Here is a 17,053-nt window from a genome sequence, read left to right on the forward strand (position 1 = left end):
AAGGCTGCAAACCTTTTCTTGGTTTCTGAACAAACATCAGCGCATTGCTGCCAAATCTCTTCGGAGCAAAGACGCTGAAAGCAAGCGAGGCACCATAATGTCAGAAACAATTTCCGCCGATCTTTTTCCTCTTGGCGAAGACAATACTCCCTATCGCAAACTTTCATCAGATTACGTTTCAGTCGAAAGATTCAAGGGGCAGGATATTCTGGTTGTTGAACCGGAAGGCCTCCGCTTGCTTTCCGAGGCCGCTTTTGGTGACATTAATCACCTTCTTCGGCCCGGACATCTGCAACAGCTCGCTAATATTCTGCAAGATCCGGAAGCAACGGCCAATGATCGATTCGTCGCATTTGATCTGCTGAAAAACGCCAATATTGCTGCCGGCGGGGTTCTTCCAATGTGTCAGGACACCGGAACAGCAATCATAATGGGCAAAAAGGGCCGTCGACTTTGGACCGAAGGCGGAGACGCTGAAGCGCTCGGCGCCGGGGTCCTTGACGCATATAATAAGAAAAACCTGCGATACTCGCAGCTTGCCCCAATCTCAATGTTTGAGGAAAAAAACACCAAGAATAATCTGCCTGCTCAAATTGATATTTATCAGGAAGGCGAGGATGCCTATAAATTCTTGTTTGTAGCCAAAGGTGGCGGCTCGGCAAATAAGACGTTTCTTTATCAGGGTACGCCTTCCCTGCTTACCCACGACAGGATGATTAATTTCCTCAAGGAAAAGATACTCACCCTTGGAACAGCCGCCTGCCCGCCCTATCATCTTGCCATTGTCATTGGTGGCACCTCAGCCGAAATGAACCTCAAAACGGTGAAACTTGCATCCACGCGCTATCTGGATGAGCTGCCCACAGAAGGTTCAGAAACCGGTCACGCGTTCCGTGATATTCAAATGGAAGCAGAGATTCATAAGCTCACGCAATCTCTTGGCATTGGGGCCCAGTTTGGCGGGAAATATTTCTGCCATGACGTGCGCGTTATCCGCTTGCCACGTCACGGCGCATCACTGCCAATCGGCCTGGGCGTTTCGTGTTCAGCTGACCGGCAAGCCAAAGGTAAAATCACGCGAGAAGGCATTTTCCTTGAGCAACTAGAAACCAATCCGGCCCGCTTTATGCCCGACATCGATGAAGCTAAGCTATCGTCGCATGTGATAAAGATTGATCTCAATCAACCGATGGATCAAATACTTAAGGAATTGTCGAAACACCCTGTAAAGACACAGGTTTCTCTGACTGGATCGATAATCGTTGCCCGTGATTTGGCGCACGCTAAAATCCGTGAACGGCTTGAAAATGGTGAGCCTATGCCGGATTATTTCAAGAACCATCCGATCTATTATGCCGGCCCAGCAAAGACACCCACTGGATATGCTTCGGGATCATTTGGCCCTACAACCGCTGGACGCATGGATTCTTATGTTGACCAATTCCAATCATTTGGCGGCTCAATGGTCATGCTTGCAAAGGGCAATCGTTCCCGTCAAGTCCGCGAAGCTTGCGCACGGCATGGTGGGTTCTATCTTGGCTCTATTGGCGGACCGGCTGCGAGATTGGCACAAGACTGCATCAAAAAAGTTGAAATGGTCGAATATCCCGAACTCGGTATGGAGGCGATCTGGCGTATTGAGGTTGAAGATTTTCCCGCCTTTATCGTTGTGGACGACAAGGGTAATGATTTCTTCAAGGAATTCGATCTGGAATAACAAAAGGCGGCGAAAGCCGCCTCGTTATTTTTAACGGTCGCGTGTCAGGCCTTTTTGCGCCAATTCTTGCAGATAGTTTTGCCAGAGCGTCTCACGCTCGGTCCCTAATTTGCGTAAATAGGTCCACGAAAAGAGACCCGTATTATGCATATCATCAAAGGTGATGCGCACGGCATAATTCCCAATCGGCTCCATTTGCATGATTTGCACTTCGCGTTTGCCGCCCACCGTAACCCTTTGTTCGGGTGAATGGCCCTGCACTTCCGCCGAGGGCGAAAGCACGCGCAAAAGCTCAGCAGAGAGTTCAAACCGTTCACCGTTCTCAAAGGCGACTGTGAGCAGCTTGCGATTACTCGATACGCGTAGCTCGGTAGGCCAAACTTCGCTCATCATCATTCTCCGATCATCAATCCGTGTTACCTTTAAGGTTGCTCACCCGCTTCATCTATCTGCCGACCGATACACGCTCGCGAATGCAATAGAAAGGCAAACTGGACAACTTCCATATAAGCACCTATCAATTAAAGTAGATAAATTCACTCCGGCTTAATCGACTAATGGTTTCATGATGCAGCACATTCCAACGTCACCATTTGTTTCTTCAAATGAACGAATGATCGATCCTTTTGGACGTGCGGTCACTTATTTGCGCGTTTCAGTGACTGATCGCTGTGATTTTCGTTGTACTTATTGCATGGCGGAAAATATGACGTTTCTGCCGAAAAAAGATTTACTCACGCTCGAAGAACTTGACCGAATTTGCAGTGCCTTTATTCGAAAGGGCGTTCGTAAGCTACGTCTTACCGGCGGCGAACCTCTTATGCGCAAGAATATCATGCACCTGGTGCGCGATCTATCAAGGCATTTGCATTCGGGCGCGTTGGAAGAGCTGACGCTGACGACTAACGGTTCTCAACTTCATCGATTTGCGCAAGAACTCGCTGATTGCGGCGTCCGCCGCATCAACGTGTCTCTGGATACGCTTGATGCAGCAAAGTTTCGTGAAGTAACGCGTTGGGGAGATTTGGCGAAGGTCTTGAACGGGATTGATGCCGCCCAGAAAGCCGGGCTTGATATTAAAATCAATACGGTTGCATTGAAGAATTTCAACGAATTCGAAATTGGCGACATGATCGAATGGGCGCATGGCAATGGCATGGATCTCACCTTGATTGAGACCATGCCCATGGGCGAGATCGATTTTGACCGTACAGACCAATATTTGCCCCTATCGAAACTGCGTGCTGATCTCTCAAAACGTTTTACTATGGAAGATATTTCTTATCGTACGGGTGGGCCTGCGCGTTATGTTACGGTGGCCGAAACGGGACGTCGCCTTGGCTTTATCACTCCGTTGACGCATAATTTTTGCGAAAGCTGCAACCGGGTACGACTGACCTGTACCGGTATGCTCTATATGTGCTTAGGGCAAAATGACGATGCAGACTTGCGCAAGGCCGTGCGCGAGAGCGAAAGTGACATTCCTTTATATGCAGCGATCGACGAAGCGATTTCTCGCAAGCCCAAGGGGCACGATTTTATTATCGACCGCGATCATAATCGCCCAGCAGTGGCACGTCACATGAGTCTTACAGGCGGTTAAGAAATAATATCGGCCTTTTTATTTGATATCTAAATAAAGCTCGCGAAGCGAGAACTGTAGGGATATGTATTCCTAAACAGGATTCTTATCGTGCTGCAAGCTGCCAATTTCCGCGCAAGTATTTTTATGCTTCTTGCCATGGGCACTTTTACCATTGGCGATACTATTACCAAATATCTGCTAACTGAGATGAATAGTGGCCAATATATTCTGCTGCGCGGAATATTCGCCACAGTTGCCATTGCAATTTTAGCGTGGAAAACAGGAGCATTCCGGCATTTCTCGCTTGAGAAAATGACTGTGATAAGAGTTGGCGCGGAAATCCTTGCGACTGTGACTTATATTTATTCGCTCGGTCAACTATCCCAAGCCTTCTGCTCGGCGGTGTTTCAAGTGACGCCGCTGGTCGTCACACTTGGTGCGGTACTTTTTCTCAATGAAACCGTAGGCTGGCGGCGCTGGCTTTGTATATCGATCGGTCTCGTCGGGGTGATAATCATCATACGCCCCGGCATGGACGGGGCCGAAAGCTTAACTGCTGTTGCTATTTTATTGGCAAGTGTGATTTTTGCCGCCACGCGAGACATTGCTACCCGTCGCGTTCCAAAGCATATTTCAACGCTCTATTTATCGATGCTAACGTCTGTGTGCATTATGTTTGTCGGAGGCGCGCTCGTGGTTCCTATGGGCGGATGGCAGCCATTAAGCATGTCGGCTGTCATTTATATCATCATAGCGGCAGGCCTGCTGTTGATCGGTTACCACTTCATCATTTTAGCCATGCGAGAGGGTGAGGTTTCGTTCGTTTCGCCGTTTCGTTATTCAAGCCTGTTATGGGCTATCGTCTTGAGCACATTGGTATTTGGCGAAGCACCGGACAGCTACACGATTATCGGGTCGCTCTTCGTAGTTGGAAGCGGCATATATATGGTTTATCGTGAGCAAATCCGAAAGAAAAAATTGGGCACAAGAACAACCTTAGCCACCGAGCCAACCGGCATTGATCCGTCATGAAGCGCAAACAATATGGCACTATTGGTGCGATAATCGCTGGTGGAAACTCTAGCCGAATGAACTCTAACGGTGTGATCGGCGACAAATTTTTGCTTCGTTTAGGCGAATGCTCAGTCATAGAAATGGTCGCTCGCCGCATGGCAGCACAGCTAGACGTCCTGTTTATCAATGCAAATGGCGATCCTAAACGCTTGAAGTCTTTAGATCTGCCCGTCCTTGCCGATCTTGATACTGCGCATAAAGGCCCGTTGGCTGGCCTTTTGACGGCGCTATCCTATGCAAGCGATTATCGCTTTTTGCTTACGGCTCCTGCCGACTGCCCTTTTCTACCGCTTGATCTTCATAGCAAGCTGTTGGAGCGGCAAAATGAGACTGGGGCCGATATTGTGTTGGCGCGCTCAAATGAACGCATTCATCCAATTTCTGGTTTATGGAGCACTGCGTTAAAGGCAAATCTCTCGCAATGGCTCATGAGCTCCACGCGTGCAAGCGTGCTTTCTTTCGCTGAACAGATCGGGTTTGAGACTGTGAACTTTCCTCTGGTTTCATTGTCAGAACCTTCAATAACATACGATCCGTTCTTCAATATTAATTTCCCAGACGATCTTGCGATGGCGCGGCAGATCAATGAGGCTCTGCAATGGAATTAAAACTGTTCGGAATTACTGGCTGGAAGAACTCTGGTAAAACCACTCTTACCGAGAAGTTGGTGCGCGAATTGGTCAGGCGCGGTTATCGCATAGCCACGATCAAACACGCTCATCACGATTTCGATATTGATCATAAAGGCACTGATTCTTGGCGTCATCGCGCAGCCGGTGCGAGCGAAGTTGCGATTGTGTCATCGGCTCGTTACGCCATCATGCATGAAAATCGCGGTGAACAGGAACCCTCTTTGCATGAAATAGCTGCGAAACTCAGCCCATGCGACCTTGTGATAGTTGAAGGGTACAAAAACGAATCTCATCCAAAAATCGAGGCCCGCCGTCTATCCGCACAGCCCGGGCCAGCGCTTCACGAGGACGATCCGCATATCGTGGCCATCGCTAGCGACCATCTCATCGATCATCCGACCCTTCCGACATTTTCAATTGATGATGTCGCAAATATTGCAGATTTTGTCGAACATTATACCGGTTTACAGGAAAGTCGGTAATCAGCAGCGGCGAATCAGGCATTTAGCTCGGTTTTCCATTCCTATAATCAGAGAATCTAATCGTGTTTGGGAAAATTAAATTGCGCGGCTCGTCTTGCCTTCCGCTGCATAAAGGTGGAAATAGACCCTAGGAGCGGATGATTTCACGCAACAGCGTAAAAATATTGCGCATCATCAATTCCTGGAGTTAATGGAAGTCTGAAGTGTCATCAAAATGGCAAATACCATCGGAGGTGGCAGCATATCTTGAAGCGGCTGAACCAGAATAAGAATCAGGGAACCCAGCCACAACAAACGAGAGGACGAGAAATGCGCGTTTCAAAGCGTATCGCTTTAGCAGCATCGGCTGCAGCAATGGTAATGGCAGTTTGCGGAATGGGAGCAAGCATCGCAAACGCCCAAGAAAGTTTAAAATTGAAGATCGGCACCGAGGGCGCGTACCCTCCATTCAACTTCATTGAGCCTGACGGTACTCTTTCGGGCTTTGATGTTGATATTGCCAAAGCGCTCTGCGAAGAAATGAAAGCAGAATGTGAGTTCGTAACGCAGGAATGGGACGGCGCAATTCCGGCTCTTCAAGCGGGCAAGTTCGATGCCTTCATTGCATCCATGTCCATCACAGAGGAACGCAAGAAGCAGGTCGATTTTTCGAATAAATATTACAACACTCCTCCTGGGATCGCGGCACCAAAAGACACCGATATTACCGGTGTGACGAAAGAAGATCTGGCAGGAAAAACCATCGGAGTTCAGGTCTCTACGACCCATGCGAACTATTCCGAAAAGACTTTTACCGACAGCACGATCAAGGCCTATCCAACAGCCGAAGAATATCGCCTTGATCTGGCAAATGGGCGGTTAGATGCGGTCAATGACGACAGCGTCACGCTTTCTGAATGGTTGAAAACCGATGATGGCGCATGCTGTAAGATGGTTGCCACCTTCCCGCCAGTGACCGAAATTCATGGTCCAGGTGCAGGTGTGGCATTTAAACAGGGTCGGCCAGAGCTAGTGGAAAAGTTTAACGAAGCCATTAAAGCGATCCGCGCCAATGGAAAGTACAAAGAAATCAACGATAAATATTTTGATTTCGATGCTTATGGCGCTGAAAACTAATTCCCTATAAGCAGTTACGCCGGATTTCCCCAAGGAAACCCGGCGTAATTACCTATTAAGCGGCTGTTCAAAAATAAAAAATCATGACGGGAAATTCTTTGTATCTCTTTGTTATCGCACAGCTTCGAGCGAAGGAGTAGGCGCATGGAACATTACGTCACTCTTTTGGGATTTAGCTCCAATGGCTGGGGAACAAGCATTGCTTGGGGGCTCCTTGTTACCATTTCGCTTGCTCTGGCCACATTGCCGTTAGGGCTTATGCTGGGCTTTTTAGTTGCGCTTGGTAAGCTCTCGGAGGAGCGCTCCATCCGTTTGGCAAGTAATATTTACACGACCATTTTTCGTGGGCTGCCCGAGTTACTAACGCTTTTTCTGGTTTATTTTGGCGCGTCTTTGGGCCTGCAAAAGCTTCTCACGCTGTTAAACATTGATGCAAATATTGAGATCAACGCCTTTGTGGCCGGTATGATCGCGCTAGGCTTTGTATTCTCTTCATATTCCAGCGAAGTTTTTCTTTCGGCATTTCGTGCGATTCCGCGCGGGCAATATGAAGGTGGCTATGCAATCGGATTGTCTCATTGGCAAACCACGCGCATGATCATTTTTCCACAACTGATCCGTATCGCCCTGCCCGGCCTTGCAAATCTGTGGTTGGTGTTGCTGAAAGACACGTCGTTGGTTTCAGTCATCACGCTTTCCGACATTTTGCGTCAGACATCCATTGCTGCCCGCGTTACAAAAGAGCCTTTCCTCTTCTTCGGCGTGGCGTGCCTACTCTATCTCGGCTTGGCGATTATTTCTTCGTATTTCATTGAACGCATTGCCCGTTGGGCCAATGCCGGCCACAGCTCTACTCGCGGTGCTTGATGATGAGTGAAACGTTTTCTCCAAACCCCGCTCGCCTGCCACCACCGCCTGTCGTCCGCCGTTGGACCTGGAGCCGTATTGTTGGCAATATTATTGTATCGATCTGGGCGCTGATTTTTCTGGGCCTTGTGATCTATCTTTATAATGTTTGGCAGATCGATTTTATTGAAACCTATGCGCCTCGCTATTGGTCGGGCCTGCTGACAACAATAAAATTAGTCGTCATTTCCGTTATATTAGGCGGCCTTATCTCACTGCCCGTAACCGCGGCACGCATGTCGGACAAAAAGTGGCTACGAAAACTCGCTTTCGGATATGTCTATTTTTTCCGGGGCACGCCGCTTCTTGCTCAGACCTTCCTGATTTATTACGGGTTCGGAACATTTAGACCGTTTTTAGAAACTGTCGGTTTATGGGGCTTTTTTCGTGATGCGTGGAGCTGCGCGATCTTAGCTTTTTCGCTCAACACCTCTGCTTATCAAGCAGAAATTTTGCGGGGTGCCATTCAAAGTGTTCAGAAAGGTCAGTGGGAAGGAGCTGCCGCTCTGGGCATACCCAAACGGGTCGCTTTCTTCAAAGTTATCTTGCCGCAGGCCCTCATCGTGGCTCTGCGACCCTATGGCAATGAAATCATCTTGATGATCAAGGGATCGGCAATTGTAGCGATCATCACCGTATTGGATCTTATGGGTGAAACGCGGCGCGCATTTTCGCGCACATTTGATTTCCAGACCTATATTTGGGCGGCGGTGCTCTATCTGTTAATGGTTGAGTGTCTGCGGCATGTTTGGGATTTTCTGGAAAGACGTTTAACCCGCCACCTCATTCGGTGAATATAGATCGTGGTTCACTGAATAGATATTCTACCCGCGCCCGCCCATTTCTTAAAGAATTGCGGCGATGAGCGGTTTTTGGAGGAAATAAAATGGCTGTAACCAAAGTGGCGTTTTTGGGTCTTGGAGTTATGGGCTATCCAATGGCCGGCCATCTGAGGGTCAAAGGCGGTCACGATGTGACAGTTTACAACCGGACGGTGGAAAAGGCTCAAAAATGGTCCGAACAGTTTGGTGGCCGTTTTGAGAGCACGCCGCAAGCTGCCGCCGCAGACGCAGATTATGTCTTTTGCTGTGTGGGCAATGATGATGACCTTCGTTCAGTAACAACGGGGGAAAATGGCGCGTTCTTGTCGATAAAACCCGGCGCGGTCTTCATAGACAACACCACAGCATCTGCAGAGATTGCAAAAGAGCTGAACATCGAAGCCAAAGCCCGCGGGTTTCACTTTCTGGATGCACCCGTCTCCGGTGGCCAGGCAGGCGCTGAAAATGGTGTGCTCACTGTCATGGTCGGAGGTTCGCAAGAAATATTTGACCGCGCAAAGCCAATTATCGAAGCCTTTGCGCGCTCGGTTGGGCTAATGGGGCCAGCAGGATCGGGACAACTGGCCAAAATGGTCAACCAAATATGCATAGCCGGTCTTGTTCAGGGGTTGGCCGAAGGTATTCATTTTGGCAAAAAGGCTGGTCTCGATATTGAAAAGCTCACTGCGATCATCTCCAAAGGAGCAGCGGGATCTTGGCAAATGGAAAACCGTTCCGCTACCATGAACCAAGCCCAATATGATTTTGGGTTTGCTGTGGATTGGATGCGCAAAGATCTTGCGATTTGCCTTGAAGAAGCCAACCGAAATGGTGCCTCTCTGCCAGTCACCGCTCTTGTTGACCAATTTTACAAAGATGTCCAAAAAATGGGTGGTGGGCGTTGGGATACGTCATCCCTTCTCGCCCGGTTGGAAAAATAAAAAAAGCCCGGAGTTTCTCCGGGCGTTATTTTTATTCTGTGTTAGAATTTAACTTTGCCTGTTAGTGAAATGGCAGTCACCAGATCGTTACCAAATTCCGCTTTTGAGCCGAGACCTGGCGTTCCGACACCCCTATCATCAAGGCTTCCGGACGTTAGAAGGCCTGCGGCACCCGCCAATCGTAGCTCAACATGTTCCGTCGCCTTATAGGTAGCGCCAAGGCCGAATGTCCACACGTCGGTCTGGGCGCTCAAGCCTCGCGTCGTACCGCGATCCCAGCTCACCGTGGCCGCGGCTGACCATTGATCATCAATCTTGTGGCCCACGCCCCCGACTACTGTCCAGCCATCCTTAAACCCTAATTCGAGCGCCATAATTTCTTGTCCAGGTGCAAAAATGCCTGCATAAATTTGGCCGCTCGAATTAACGAAACTGATGCGCTCGATACTCGACCAGTCTGTCCATTTAACCGAACCAAATGCCAACCAATCCGGCGCAACTCCGGTTTGAAATTTAAATTCGACGGATTGCGGAGAGACAACCGCTCCTGTGACGCTGACATTCGTGTTTGGAATTATATTTCCTACAATACCGTCCAAATCATAGCTCAATTCAGACTGATAGACCAAACTGGCGCGCATTGAATATTCCGGAATTTCATATGCAGCACCCAAGCGCCAGCCGACACTTTCGCCCTCCACGTCAAGCGTAGCGACACGGAACGGCAGCGGACCTTGGCCAGGTAAAAGCCGGGTCTGCTCGCCACGCAATTGCTGATAGCTGACGCCACCGAGAATACGGAAATAGCCCTTCTCTCCGGCTGAAAACCGGTAAGAACAATTTAGCCCATAATCATGAGAGGAAATTTCTTGCCGGATCGCCACATACATACGCACCGTTTCCATGCCAGCATCGGTGTAGGCGCCCCATGGCTGTCGATATTGGCCAGCACAGGCAAGGTCATCGGTGAGGTCAATTTTCGCGGAAACTTTTGGCACCCAATAGCTCTTAGTCTCCTCAACTGAGGTTGCGTAAGGCGTCCCCGTCATTGGGTTTGTCGTACCGCTAAAAGCCGAACCACGGATGTTTTTCAGTTTCCGTTGAGGCGCGACAAAGGTCGCTGTCGTATCAAGAACCGTTCCCTGTTCGAACAGAATATCAAAATCCTGTGAACTTCGTTCAAACCCTCCTGCAAGGCTTGATGTTGCGCTTCCGAACAGCGCCAAAGTAAGTATTAGCAACCTCACAGGTGACGCCATAATTCTTTATCCCCCTCGCAATACTCACCCGTTGACACTAAGCAAGTGTACAAAACTAGACGACCCATTATCCCGGCTAGTCAGAACCATGACAAACAATGTTGACATCAGCAATCCCAACTAAACATTTGGTATCTCTGGGTAAAATTTAGCGCGCTTACGCTTTAGTCACCGCGGTTTTGAGCTATTCTGCGTCAATTGTGCCACGGCAGCATAATTCACACTGAGATGACCGGGCCCTAGCCCGGCCATCCTAGACCAATTTATGAGCTTAACCGGCCTCGCGAATTCTCTCTTGGGCAGTAGCGACCCGAGCTGCAGAATCCTTGAGTTCCGTTAGTCTTGTTCGCTCCGCTTCGACCACATCTTCACGAGCATTGGCGACGAACTTCTCGTTGGCGAGTTTTTTCTCGATGCGATCCATTTCAGCCGCTATTTTCCCAGCTTCCTTCGCCAAACGGGCTGCCTCTGCCTCCAGATCAATCAAGTTTCCGAGTGGAATGCAGATTGTTGCTTCGCCCAGAACAAGCTGAGCTGCACCCTTTGGCGCATCCATCTCGAAAGTCACGCTCTCAACCCGCGCCAATCGCTTGATTGCTGCGTCATGACGAGCGAAGCGGTCCTTGGTTTCCGCCGTGGCATCCAGCACCACGATGGGGGCAATGGCTCCGGCTGGGACGTTCATTTCAGCACGAACCGAACGAATGCCTGTTACCAGATCGATCAACCAGTTAATGTCGGCCGCAGCCTGTTCATCGATAAATTGCTGCTCGGGCCAAGCAGTAAGTGCAAGAACATTCTCGCGGCTTCTGCCTTCGCCTGCTGTCAATGACCAAAGTTCTTCGGTCATAAACGGCATGAATGGGTGCAAAAGCTTATAAATTTCATCGAGACAATAGGCTGCGGTTGCCTGCGCCTCAGTTTTAGCCGCTTCATCGTCACCCATGAAAATTGGCTTTAGCAGCTCTAGGTACCAGTCACAGAACTGATGCCAGACAAAACGATAAGCAGCACCGGCTGCATCATTGAAGCGATAAGTAGCAATTCCCTCTGTGACAGCCTTGTTAGCTTTTGTCAGCTCTGTGAGTACCCAACGATTGACTGCAAGTTCAACTTTGTTCGGGTCAAAATTCGGATAGATCTTCACCCCATTCATCTGCGCAAAGCGCGTCGCATTCCAGAGTTTGGTGCCAAAATTACGATAACCGGCAATACGCGCAGGATCGAGCTTAACGTCACGCCCCTGCGCCGCCATGATCGCGAGCGTAAAACGCAGGGCATCGGCGCCATATTCGTCCATCAATTCCAAAGGATCAATGACATTGCCCTTTGATTTGGACATTTTGGCACCGTTTTTATCGCGAACGAGTGCGTGGAGATAGACCGTATGGAACGGGATTTCTTCCATAAAATGAAGGCCCATCATCATCATTCGAGCGACCCAGAAGAACAGGATGTCAAATCCAGTTACCAAGACGCTCGTCGGATAATAGGTAGCCAGTTCTGGAGTTTTATCCGGCCAACCAAGAGTTGAAAACGGCCAGAGCGCGGATGAAAACCAGGTATCGAGAACGTCGGTATCGCGTTCTAACTCTACATCTTCACCATAATGGGCTCGGGCTGCAGCTTTGGCTTGTTCTTCACTTTTTTCCACAAAGCATTTGCCATCGGGACCATACCAAGCCGGGATCTGATGGCCCCACCACAATTGACGTGAAATGCACCAAGGCTGGATATTTTCCATCCAATCAAAATAGGTTTTTTCCCAATTTTTCGGAACGATCTGGGTTTTCCCCTGACGCACTGCGGCCATGGCAGGCTTGGCAAGCTCGGCTGCGTTCACATACCACTGATCCGTCAAATAGGGCTCGATTGGCACGCCACCACGATCGCCATGCGGGACAGCGTGGGTGTGATCTTCAATCTTTTCCAAATATCCGCGTTCGTCCATCAATTCCACGATACGCTTGCGCGCAGCAAAACGGTCTTGACCATCTAGCTCGTTGATCAGAGCCTTTAACTCGGCTGTAAGTTCCAATCCCTCAAGAAAATCAATGTTTTCTTTCAAAGTGATTGCAGCTGATGGCGTGAAAATATTGATCGCACGCAGATTATTGCGCTTCCCAACTTCGAAATCATTGAAATCGTGGGCGGGAGTAATCTTTACAGCGCCTGATCCCGATTCTGGATCTGCATAGTCATCGGCAACTATCGGAATGCGGCGGCCAACAAGAGGCAAAACCACATCATTGCCAACAAGCGCATGATATCGCTCATCTTTCGCATTAACTGCAACACCGGTATCGCCTAACATGGTTTCCGGGCGGGTCGTTGCTACTACGATGTAAGTGTGCGGGTTTTCCGGATCGAAAGGTACGTTTTCAAGCGGATAGCGGAAATGCCAAAGATGACCTTTGGTCTCCCGTGACTCGACTTCAATGTCAGAAATTGCCGTAAGCAGTTTCGGGTCCCAATTTACCAAGCGCTTATCGCGATAGATCAGGTTTTGCTTGTAAAGGCTTACAAATACTTCCAAAACCGCCTTGGACAGTCCTTCGTCCATGGTGAAACGCTCGCGCGACCAGTCGCATGATGCACCCAAACGACGGAGCTGATTGGATATCATCCCACCGGATTCGGCTTTCCACTGCCAAACGCGCTCAATGAATTTTTCACGTCCCATAGCATGACGATTTGGCTCTTTGCGTTCGGCGAGCTGACGCTCCACAACCATCTGTGTCGCAATACCGGCATGGTCTAGCCCCGGCTGCCACAGAACGTTTTTGCCGCGCATACGTTCAAAGCGCACCATAATGTCTTGGATCGTATTGTTGAGCGCATGGCCCATATGCAGCGATCCGGTGACATTAGGCGGTGGGATAACAACAGCAAAAGGATCTGCACCAGCTTTAGAGCCGGCGCCAGCTTTAAATGCTCCTGCCTCATCCCAACGTGCAGCGATCTTCGGCTCAATGGCCGCGGCATTATAAGTCTTCTCAAGCATGGAAACGTCCGGTTTTAATGCAGTATGAATAGGTTAAGCGGTGAATAGCAACTATAGGCCCACAAATCATCCTAAAAATCAAAACCCGCCTGCAAGGCAGACGGGTCAATCTTGAGCATTTGGCGATCTCTTAACGATCGCGCCGGACGACCCGTTCAATTTCCTCGCGGACAAGCCGTTCGACTAAGCTAGGTAAATTTTTATCAAGCCATTCCTGCAGCATAGGCCGCATTATATCCGCAGCAATATCATCAAAGGAGCGAGGCGGCTCAGCCTTCATGGCATGATCCAAATTTTCAAAGGCAGTGGCAACATAACGTTCGGTCACCTCGGAAAGGATATGCTCTTTACTCATCGTCAATCCCTCACCTTCTGACGCTGCTGGATAAGCAGAACCTTCCTCCACCGCAGAATGATTTGAAATCAGATCGTCTTCTTGGGTCTCTTCGACAGAAAGAGCCTCTGCACCGCCCATGGCTTTTGGCACCCACTCATCATTGTGATGATCATCATTCTGTGCGGCAAGAACCGGTTCGTCATCCTCTTGCTCTAAGCCCGTCTCGAACTCGGCAATGTCGGAGATTGTCCCGCGAAGCGTAAGCTCTTCTTTAAAATTAGCCACTGAATTCGCAGGGGCCGACTTTTCGGACTGAGTTTCGTCGTCCTGTTCGCGCTTTGCTTCATTTGATACCGGGCGAATAAATTCGGTGACCTCACCGCGTGGGCCTTGCGGAGGGAATGGAGCTATTGGGTCGGGATGGCGCGCCACATCGCTGTCTTCAATGATTCGGCGAATCGACGCCAGAATTTCTTCCATAGACGGTTCTCGCGCTGCGCTGGAGGTTTGTGCCATAGTTATCCGACTTTCCCTTATCGCCAATTGTTCTAACAAAGGCAGAGAATCAATGGATTAAGGGTACCGAACCTAAAGTGATTTGAGAATCCCTTGTGGGAAATAGGACGATCAAACTCACAACTTTATCGATTTATTAAGATTTCTCTCAAGCTGATCGACTCAACAAAAACGGCGCATGACGCGCCGTTAGAGTTAGATTGAAACAATTACCGATGAGCAATCAGCGACCATCCGGCGTACGCAGACCGATCCACTTGTCTTTGACTGCGTTATAATGCTCTTCCGGCTTATAGGCTGCCACTTGCAGATTAAGCTTATCGGCCGTCATCCGACCGGTAGCACTCAATAATGCATAGCTCGCTACAACAACATCATGCTCGGCGCGCACCAATGCAATCTGCGCATCAATCAAATTGTTTTGAGAATTCAACACATCCAACGTTGTTCTCTGACCTACATTGCGCTCTTCAATAACGCCGTTAAGAGCGAGCTGGGCAGCAGAAATCGCCTCGCGATTGGCAGAAACAGACGCTCGGGCAGCCTCTAGCCAAGACCAAGCTGAACTGATCGCCTGCCTGACCTGGTCCTGTACGATATCGACTTCTATGCGGGCCTGACCAAGCTGTTCCTTCGCCTGACGCACCTGAGCCGAGGTACGCCCACCCGTATAGATCGGAATTTTTACTCCTAGACCGATAGAGGCTGAGTTTCCGTCTGCAATATCAGAGCCTGAATAGGTATCCATATGGCTAGCGCTGGCGCTTAGACCAACACCAGGTAACAAGGCGCCTTCTTTAGCTTTAACATTATAGCCTTGGGCGTTAACCGCGTATTTGGTCGCAACGATCCCCGGGTGTGACGCCAGTGCAATAGCATATGCTTCATTCACGGAACGTGGAAGGTTCTTAGCGGCAGCAGCGGCTTGAAGCTTGTCAGGCGATGTTCCGACAATCTGCAAATAGGTCGCTTCCGCAGTCTTTACATCTGCTCTTGCCGCATTGAGCGCTGCGATAGCAGTGGAGCGCTGAGCCTCGGCCTGGGCAACATCGGTCCGAGTTCCCTCACCCACATCCAGTCGAGCACGAGCCGCCCGCACCTGTTCGTTCATAGCGGCGAGGTTTTTCTCACGCAATGCAGCGATTTGGCGGAATTGATAAACGTCCATATAGGCCTGAACCGCCTGAAAGAGCGTGTTCTGTTCATCATTTAACAGATTGTGACGCTGAGCGAAAACTCGGGTTTCGGCAGCTGCAACATTGTTTTGGGTTTGGAAACCGTCAAACAACATTTGATCAAGCTGGATTCCCACTGTTCCCACTGTTCGCGGATTGGATCTCGGAGCCTTACTGCGGCTGACATCGTAACCGGCTGAAATCTGCGGACGATAGCCTGATTTAGCGATTGCAACGTTCTCGTCCTCAATCCGCACACCTGCGCGCGATGAGTTCAAAGATGCATTGTTTTTATAGGCCTTAGCGAGAGCGCCGTTCAGCGTCTCTGACAAAGCAGCATGTCCCGACAAAACGGTACCAGAAAGCAAAATTGCCGCTGCTAAAAGTCCTTTATACGCTTTGAACACCGTTTACCTCATCCTTACAATAACCGTGCAATTGAACCACCGGCCCTAGGTTACTTCATAACCTGCAAACTTAACCATTTCCACCGCTGATGAAGATGCGTTCACAAACAATTGAGCACCGATGCATTTTTAACCCAGAATGACAGGTTAAAATACGAATTCTTCAGCTTTTTCAAACCCTGGCAAAGGCTTCACGGCTGCATTGAAGACGCTGCGGCCAGACACAACGCCGTCTTCCTTAACGTAAATGCGTGCCACTCCCGCAAGTCCTTCCCCCTCCACTGCAATCAGGCGACCGCCTTCTTTTAGCTGATCAAAAAGGCCTTCCGGGACAAAATCTACCGATCCTTCGAGCATGATAACATCGAACGGAGCCTCAGCTACATAGCCCGCAGGAAGTTCCCCCGTGACCACCACTACATTATCATATCCATGTTGCGGCAATGTCGAAGACGCTGCAGCCGATAAATTTGAATCGCTTTCAAGACCAATTACAGAATCTGCCAGTTCAGACAAGATCGCAGATGAATAGCCCATCCCGCAACCAATATCCAAAACGAGATCATTTTTTGTGATTTCTGCTAGTTGTACCAATTTAGCAAAGGTCGAAGGATCCAGAAGGTAACGCGGCTCGACGCTCTCGCTATTAAGGAGAATTGCTTCATCGATATAGGCGAGAGCCTGACGATTTGCCGGTACAAAAACTTCGCGCGGCACAGAAAGAAATGCCTCGAGAACACGCAGGTCCGTGATATCACGGGTCCGGATCTGATTATCGACCATTTTCGTGCGTAGTTCTTGAAAATCGGCTACCGTAGCCATTGCAATATATCCTTCTAAATCGCTTTAACGCGGTGGTCGCCTCTGATTTATAACGGAGCGCCAAACGCGGAAGCATCATAAACGAGATTGACCGCTGATGTGGCAAAAATCGCAGCGACAGTCAATCAAACTCCAATCTTGTACCGATCTGTATCAGCACTTCGTGGAGTGCCCCCGTTTCACCGGACAGATCGGCTAGTTTGATTTAGCCCTGATGAACTGCCGAGGGGAAGCCATCTTGAGCGCGGAATGAGGATGT

At 49.5% G+C, this 17,053-nt stretch carries 15 protein-coding genes; 9 read left to right on the top strand and 6 right to left on the bottom strand.

What is annotated here, in order from left to right:
- Window positions 1-97: 97 nt before the first annotated feature.
- Complete coding sequence (locus C7374_RS11230; RefSeq protein WP_170130243.1) at window positions 98-1,717, top strand: fumarate hydratase; 1,620 nt, start codon at window positions 98-100, stop codon at window positions 1,715-1,717.
- Window positions 1,718-1,747: 30 nt separating this feature from the next.
- Here the strand turns inward: C7374_RS11230 and C7374_RS11235 are convergent, their stop codons facing one another.
- Window positions 1,748-2,107: a gamma-butyrobetaine hydroxylase family protein gene (locus tag C7374_RS11235; protein WP_111575722.1), complete on the bottom strand. Its 360-nt coding sequence runs from the start codon at window positions 2,105-2,107 to the stop codon at window positions 1,748-1,750.
- Window positions 2,108-2,285: 178 nt separating this feature from the next.
- Here C7374_RS11235 and moaA point away from each other — a divergent pair, with 178 nt between their 5' ends.
- The 8 genes from moaA (at window position 2,286) to C7374_RS11275 (ending at window position 9,274) form a co-directional block, all read left to right on the top strand.
- Complete coding sequence (moaA, locus tag C7374_RS11240; RefSeq protein WP_111575739.1) at window positions 2,286-3,320, top strand: GTP 3',8-cyclase MoaA; 1,035 nt, start codon at window positions 2,286-2,288, stop codon at window positions 3,318-3,320.
- Between the two features lie 90 nt (window positions 3,321-3,410).
- Window positions 3,411-4,334 (top strand): DMT family transporter, encoded by a 924-nt coding sequence (locus tag C7374_RS11245; protein ID WP_245412638.1) that lies wholly within the window; start codon window positions 3,411-3,413, stop codon window positions 4,332-4,334.
- The gene (mobA, locus tag C7374_RS11250; protein ID WP_111575723.1) at window positions 4,331-4,984 is read left to right on the top strand and encodes a molybdenum cofactor guanylyltransferase; all 654 of its coding nucleotides are present in this window, start codon (window positions 4,331-4,333) and stop codon (window positions 4,982-4,984) included. Before C7374_RS11245 ends, mobA begins: the two co-directional genes overlap by 4 nt.
- Window positions 4,975-5,490, top strand: a complete 516-nt coding sequence (gene mobB, locus C7374_RS11255) for a molybdopterin-guanine dinucleotide biosynthesis protein B (RefSeq protein ID WP_111575724.1) — start codon at window positions 4,975-4,977, stop codon at window positions 5,488-5,490. Before mobA ends, mobB begins: the two co-directional genes overlap by 10 nt.
- A gap of 309 nt (window positions 5,491-5,799) precedes the next feature.
- Window positions 5,800-6,606, top strand: coding sequence for an ABC transporter substrate-binding protein (locus tag C7374_RS11260; protein ID WP_111575725.1), 807 nt, complete (start codon window positions 5,800-5,802; stop codon window positions 6,604-6,606).
- A 144-nt stretch (window positions 6,607-6,750) separates the two neighbouring features.
- Window positions 6,751-7,473 (top strand): ABC transporter permease, encoded by a 723-nt coding sequence (locus C7374_RS11265; protein ID WP_111575726.1) that lies wholly within the window; start codon window positions 6,751-6,753, stop codon window positions 7,471-7,473.
- Between the two features lie 2 nt (window positions 7,474-7,475).
- On the top strand, window positions 7,476-8,306 hold the full coding sequence (locus C7374_RS11270) for an ABC transporter permease (RefSeq protein ID WP_111575741.1): 831 nt from the start codon (window positions 7,476-7,478) through the stop codon (window positions 8,304-8,306).
- Between the two features lie 92 nt (window positions 8,307-8,398).
- Complete coding sequence (locus C7374_RS11275; protein ID WP_111575727.1) at window positions 8,399-9,274, top strand: NAD(P)-dependent oxidoreductase; 876 nt, start codon at window positions 8,399-8,401, stop codon at window positions 9,272-9,274.
- A 41-nt stretch (window positions 9,275-9,315) separates the two neighbouring features.
- Here C7374_RS11275 and C7374_RS11280 read toward each other — a convergent pair whose 3' ends face one another.
- From C7374_RS11280 to C7374_RS11300, 5 genes are all read right to left on the bottom strand, one after another.
- Window positions 9,316-10,533 carry an OmpP1/FadL family transporter gene (locus tag C7374_RS11280; protein ID WP_111575728.1) on the bottom strand — a complete coding sequence of 406 codons (1,218 nt, stop codon included), beginning with the start codon at window positions 10,531-10,533 and terminating at the stop codon, window positions 9,316-9,318.
- A gap of 271 nt (window positions 10,534-10,804) precedes the next feature.
- A complete protein-coding gene (locus C7374_RS11285; protein ID WP_111575729.1) occupies window positions 10,805-13,537 on the bottom strand; it encodes a valine--tRNA ligase in 2,733 nt (910 codons plus the stop codon).
- A 130-nt stretch (window positions 13,538-13,667) separates the two neighbouring features.
- Window positions 13,668-14,390 carry a PopZ family protein gene (locus C7374_RS11290; protein WP_111575730.1) on the bottom strand — a complete coding sequence of 241 codons (723 nt, stop codon included), beginning with the start codon at window positions 14,388-14,390 and terminating at the stop codon, window positions 13,668-13,670.
- Between the two features lie 223 nt (window positions 14,391-14,613).
- Entirely contained in the window at window positions 14,614-15,972 is a 1,359-nt protein-coding gene (locus tag C7374_RS11295) for a TolC family outer membrane protein (protein ID WP_111575731.1), read from the bottom strand.
- Between the two features lie 147 nt (window positions 15,973-16,119).
- On the bottom strand, window positions 16,120-16,794 hold the full coding sequence (locus C7374_RS11300; protein ID WP_111575732.1) for a protein-L-isoaspartate O-methyltransferase family protein: 675 nt from the start codon (window positions 16,792-16,794) through the stop codon (window positions 16,120-16,122).
- Window positions 16,795-17,053: the final 259 nt, after the last annotated feature.

It is taken from the genome of Falsochrobactrum ovis (assembly GCF_003259955.1).
Taxonomy (GTDB): domain Bacteria; phylum Pseudomonadota; class Alphaproteobacteria; order Rhizobiales; family Rhizobiaceae; genus Brucella; species Brucella ovis_A.

Excerpts from the sequence above, each read along its gene's own strand:
- C7374_RS11260 (WP_111575725.1), top strand. The coding sequence starts at position 5,800 with ATGCGCGTTTCAAAGCGTATCGCTTTAGCAGCATCGGCTGCAGCAATG.
- C7374_RS11290 (WP_111575730.1), bottom strand. The coding sequence starts at position 14,390 with ATGGCACAAACCTCCAGCGCAGCGCGAGAACCGTCTATGGAAGAAATT.
- C7374_RS11275 (WP_111575727.1), top strand. The coding sequence starts at position 8,399 with ATGGCTGTAACCAAAGTGGCGTTTTTGGGTCTTGGAGTTATGGGCTAT.
- C7374_RS11280 (WP_111575728.1), bottom strand. The coding sequence starts at position 10,533 with ATGGCGTCACCTGTGAGGTTGCTAATACTTACTTTGGCGCTGTTCGGA.
- C7374_RS11300 (WP_111575732.1), bottom strand. The coding sequence starts at position 16,794 with ATGGCTACGGTAGCCGATTTTCAAGAACTACGCACGAAAATGGTCGAT.
- mobA (WP_111575723.1), top strand. The coding sequence starts at position 4,331 with ATGAAGCGCAAACAATATGGCACTATTGGTGCGATAATCGCTGGTGGA.
- C7374_RS11235 (WP_111575722.1), bottom strand. The coding sequence starts at position 2,107 with ATGAGCGAAGTTTGGCCTACCGAGCTACGCGTATCGAGTAATCGCAAG.
- C7374_RS11265 (WP_111575726.1), top strand. The coding sequence starts at position 6,751 with ATGGAACATTACGTCACTCTTTTGGGATTTAGCTCCAATGGCTGGGGA.
- C7374_RS11270 (WP_111575741.1), top strand. The coding sequence starts at position 7,476 with ATGAGTGAAACGTTTTCTCCAAACCCCGCTCGCCTGCCACCACCGCCT.
- moaA (WP_111575739.1), top strand. The coding sequence starts at position 2,286 with ATGCAGCACATTCCAACGTCACCATTTGTTTCTTCAAATGAACGAATG.
- mobB (WP_111575724.1), top strand. The coding sequence starts at position 4,975 with ATGGAATTAAAACTGTTCGGAATTACTGGCTGGAAGAACTCTGGTAAA.
- C7374_RS11230 (WP_170130243.1), top strand. The coding sequence starts at position 98 with ATGTCAGAAACAATTTCCGCCGATCTTTTTCCTCTTGGCGAAGACAAT.
- C7374_RS11285 (WP_111575729.1), bottom strand. The coding sequence starts at position 13,537 with ATGCTTGAGAAGACTTATAATGCCGCGGCCATTGAGCCGAAGATCGCT.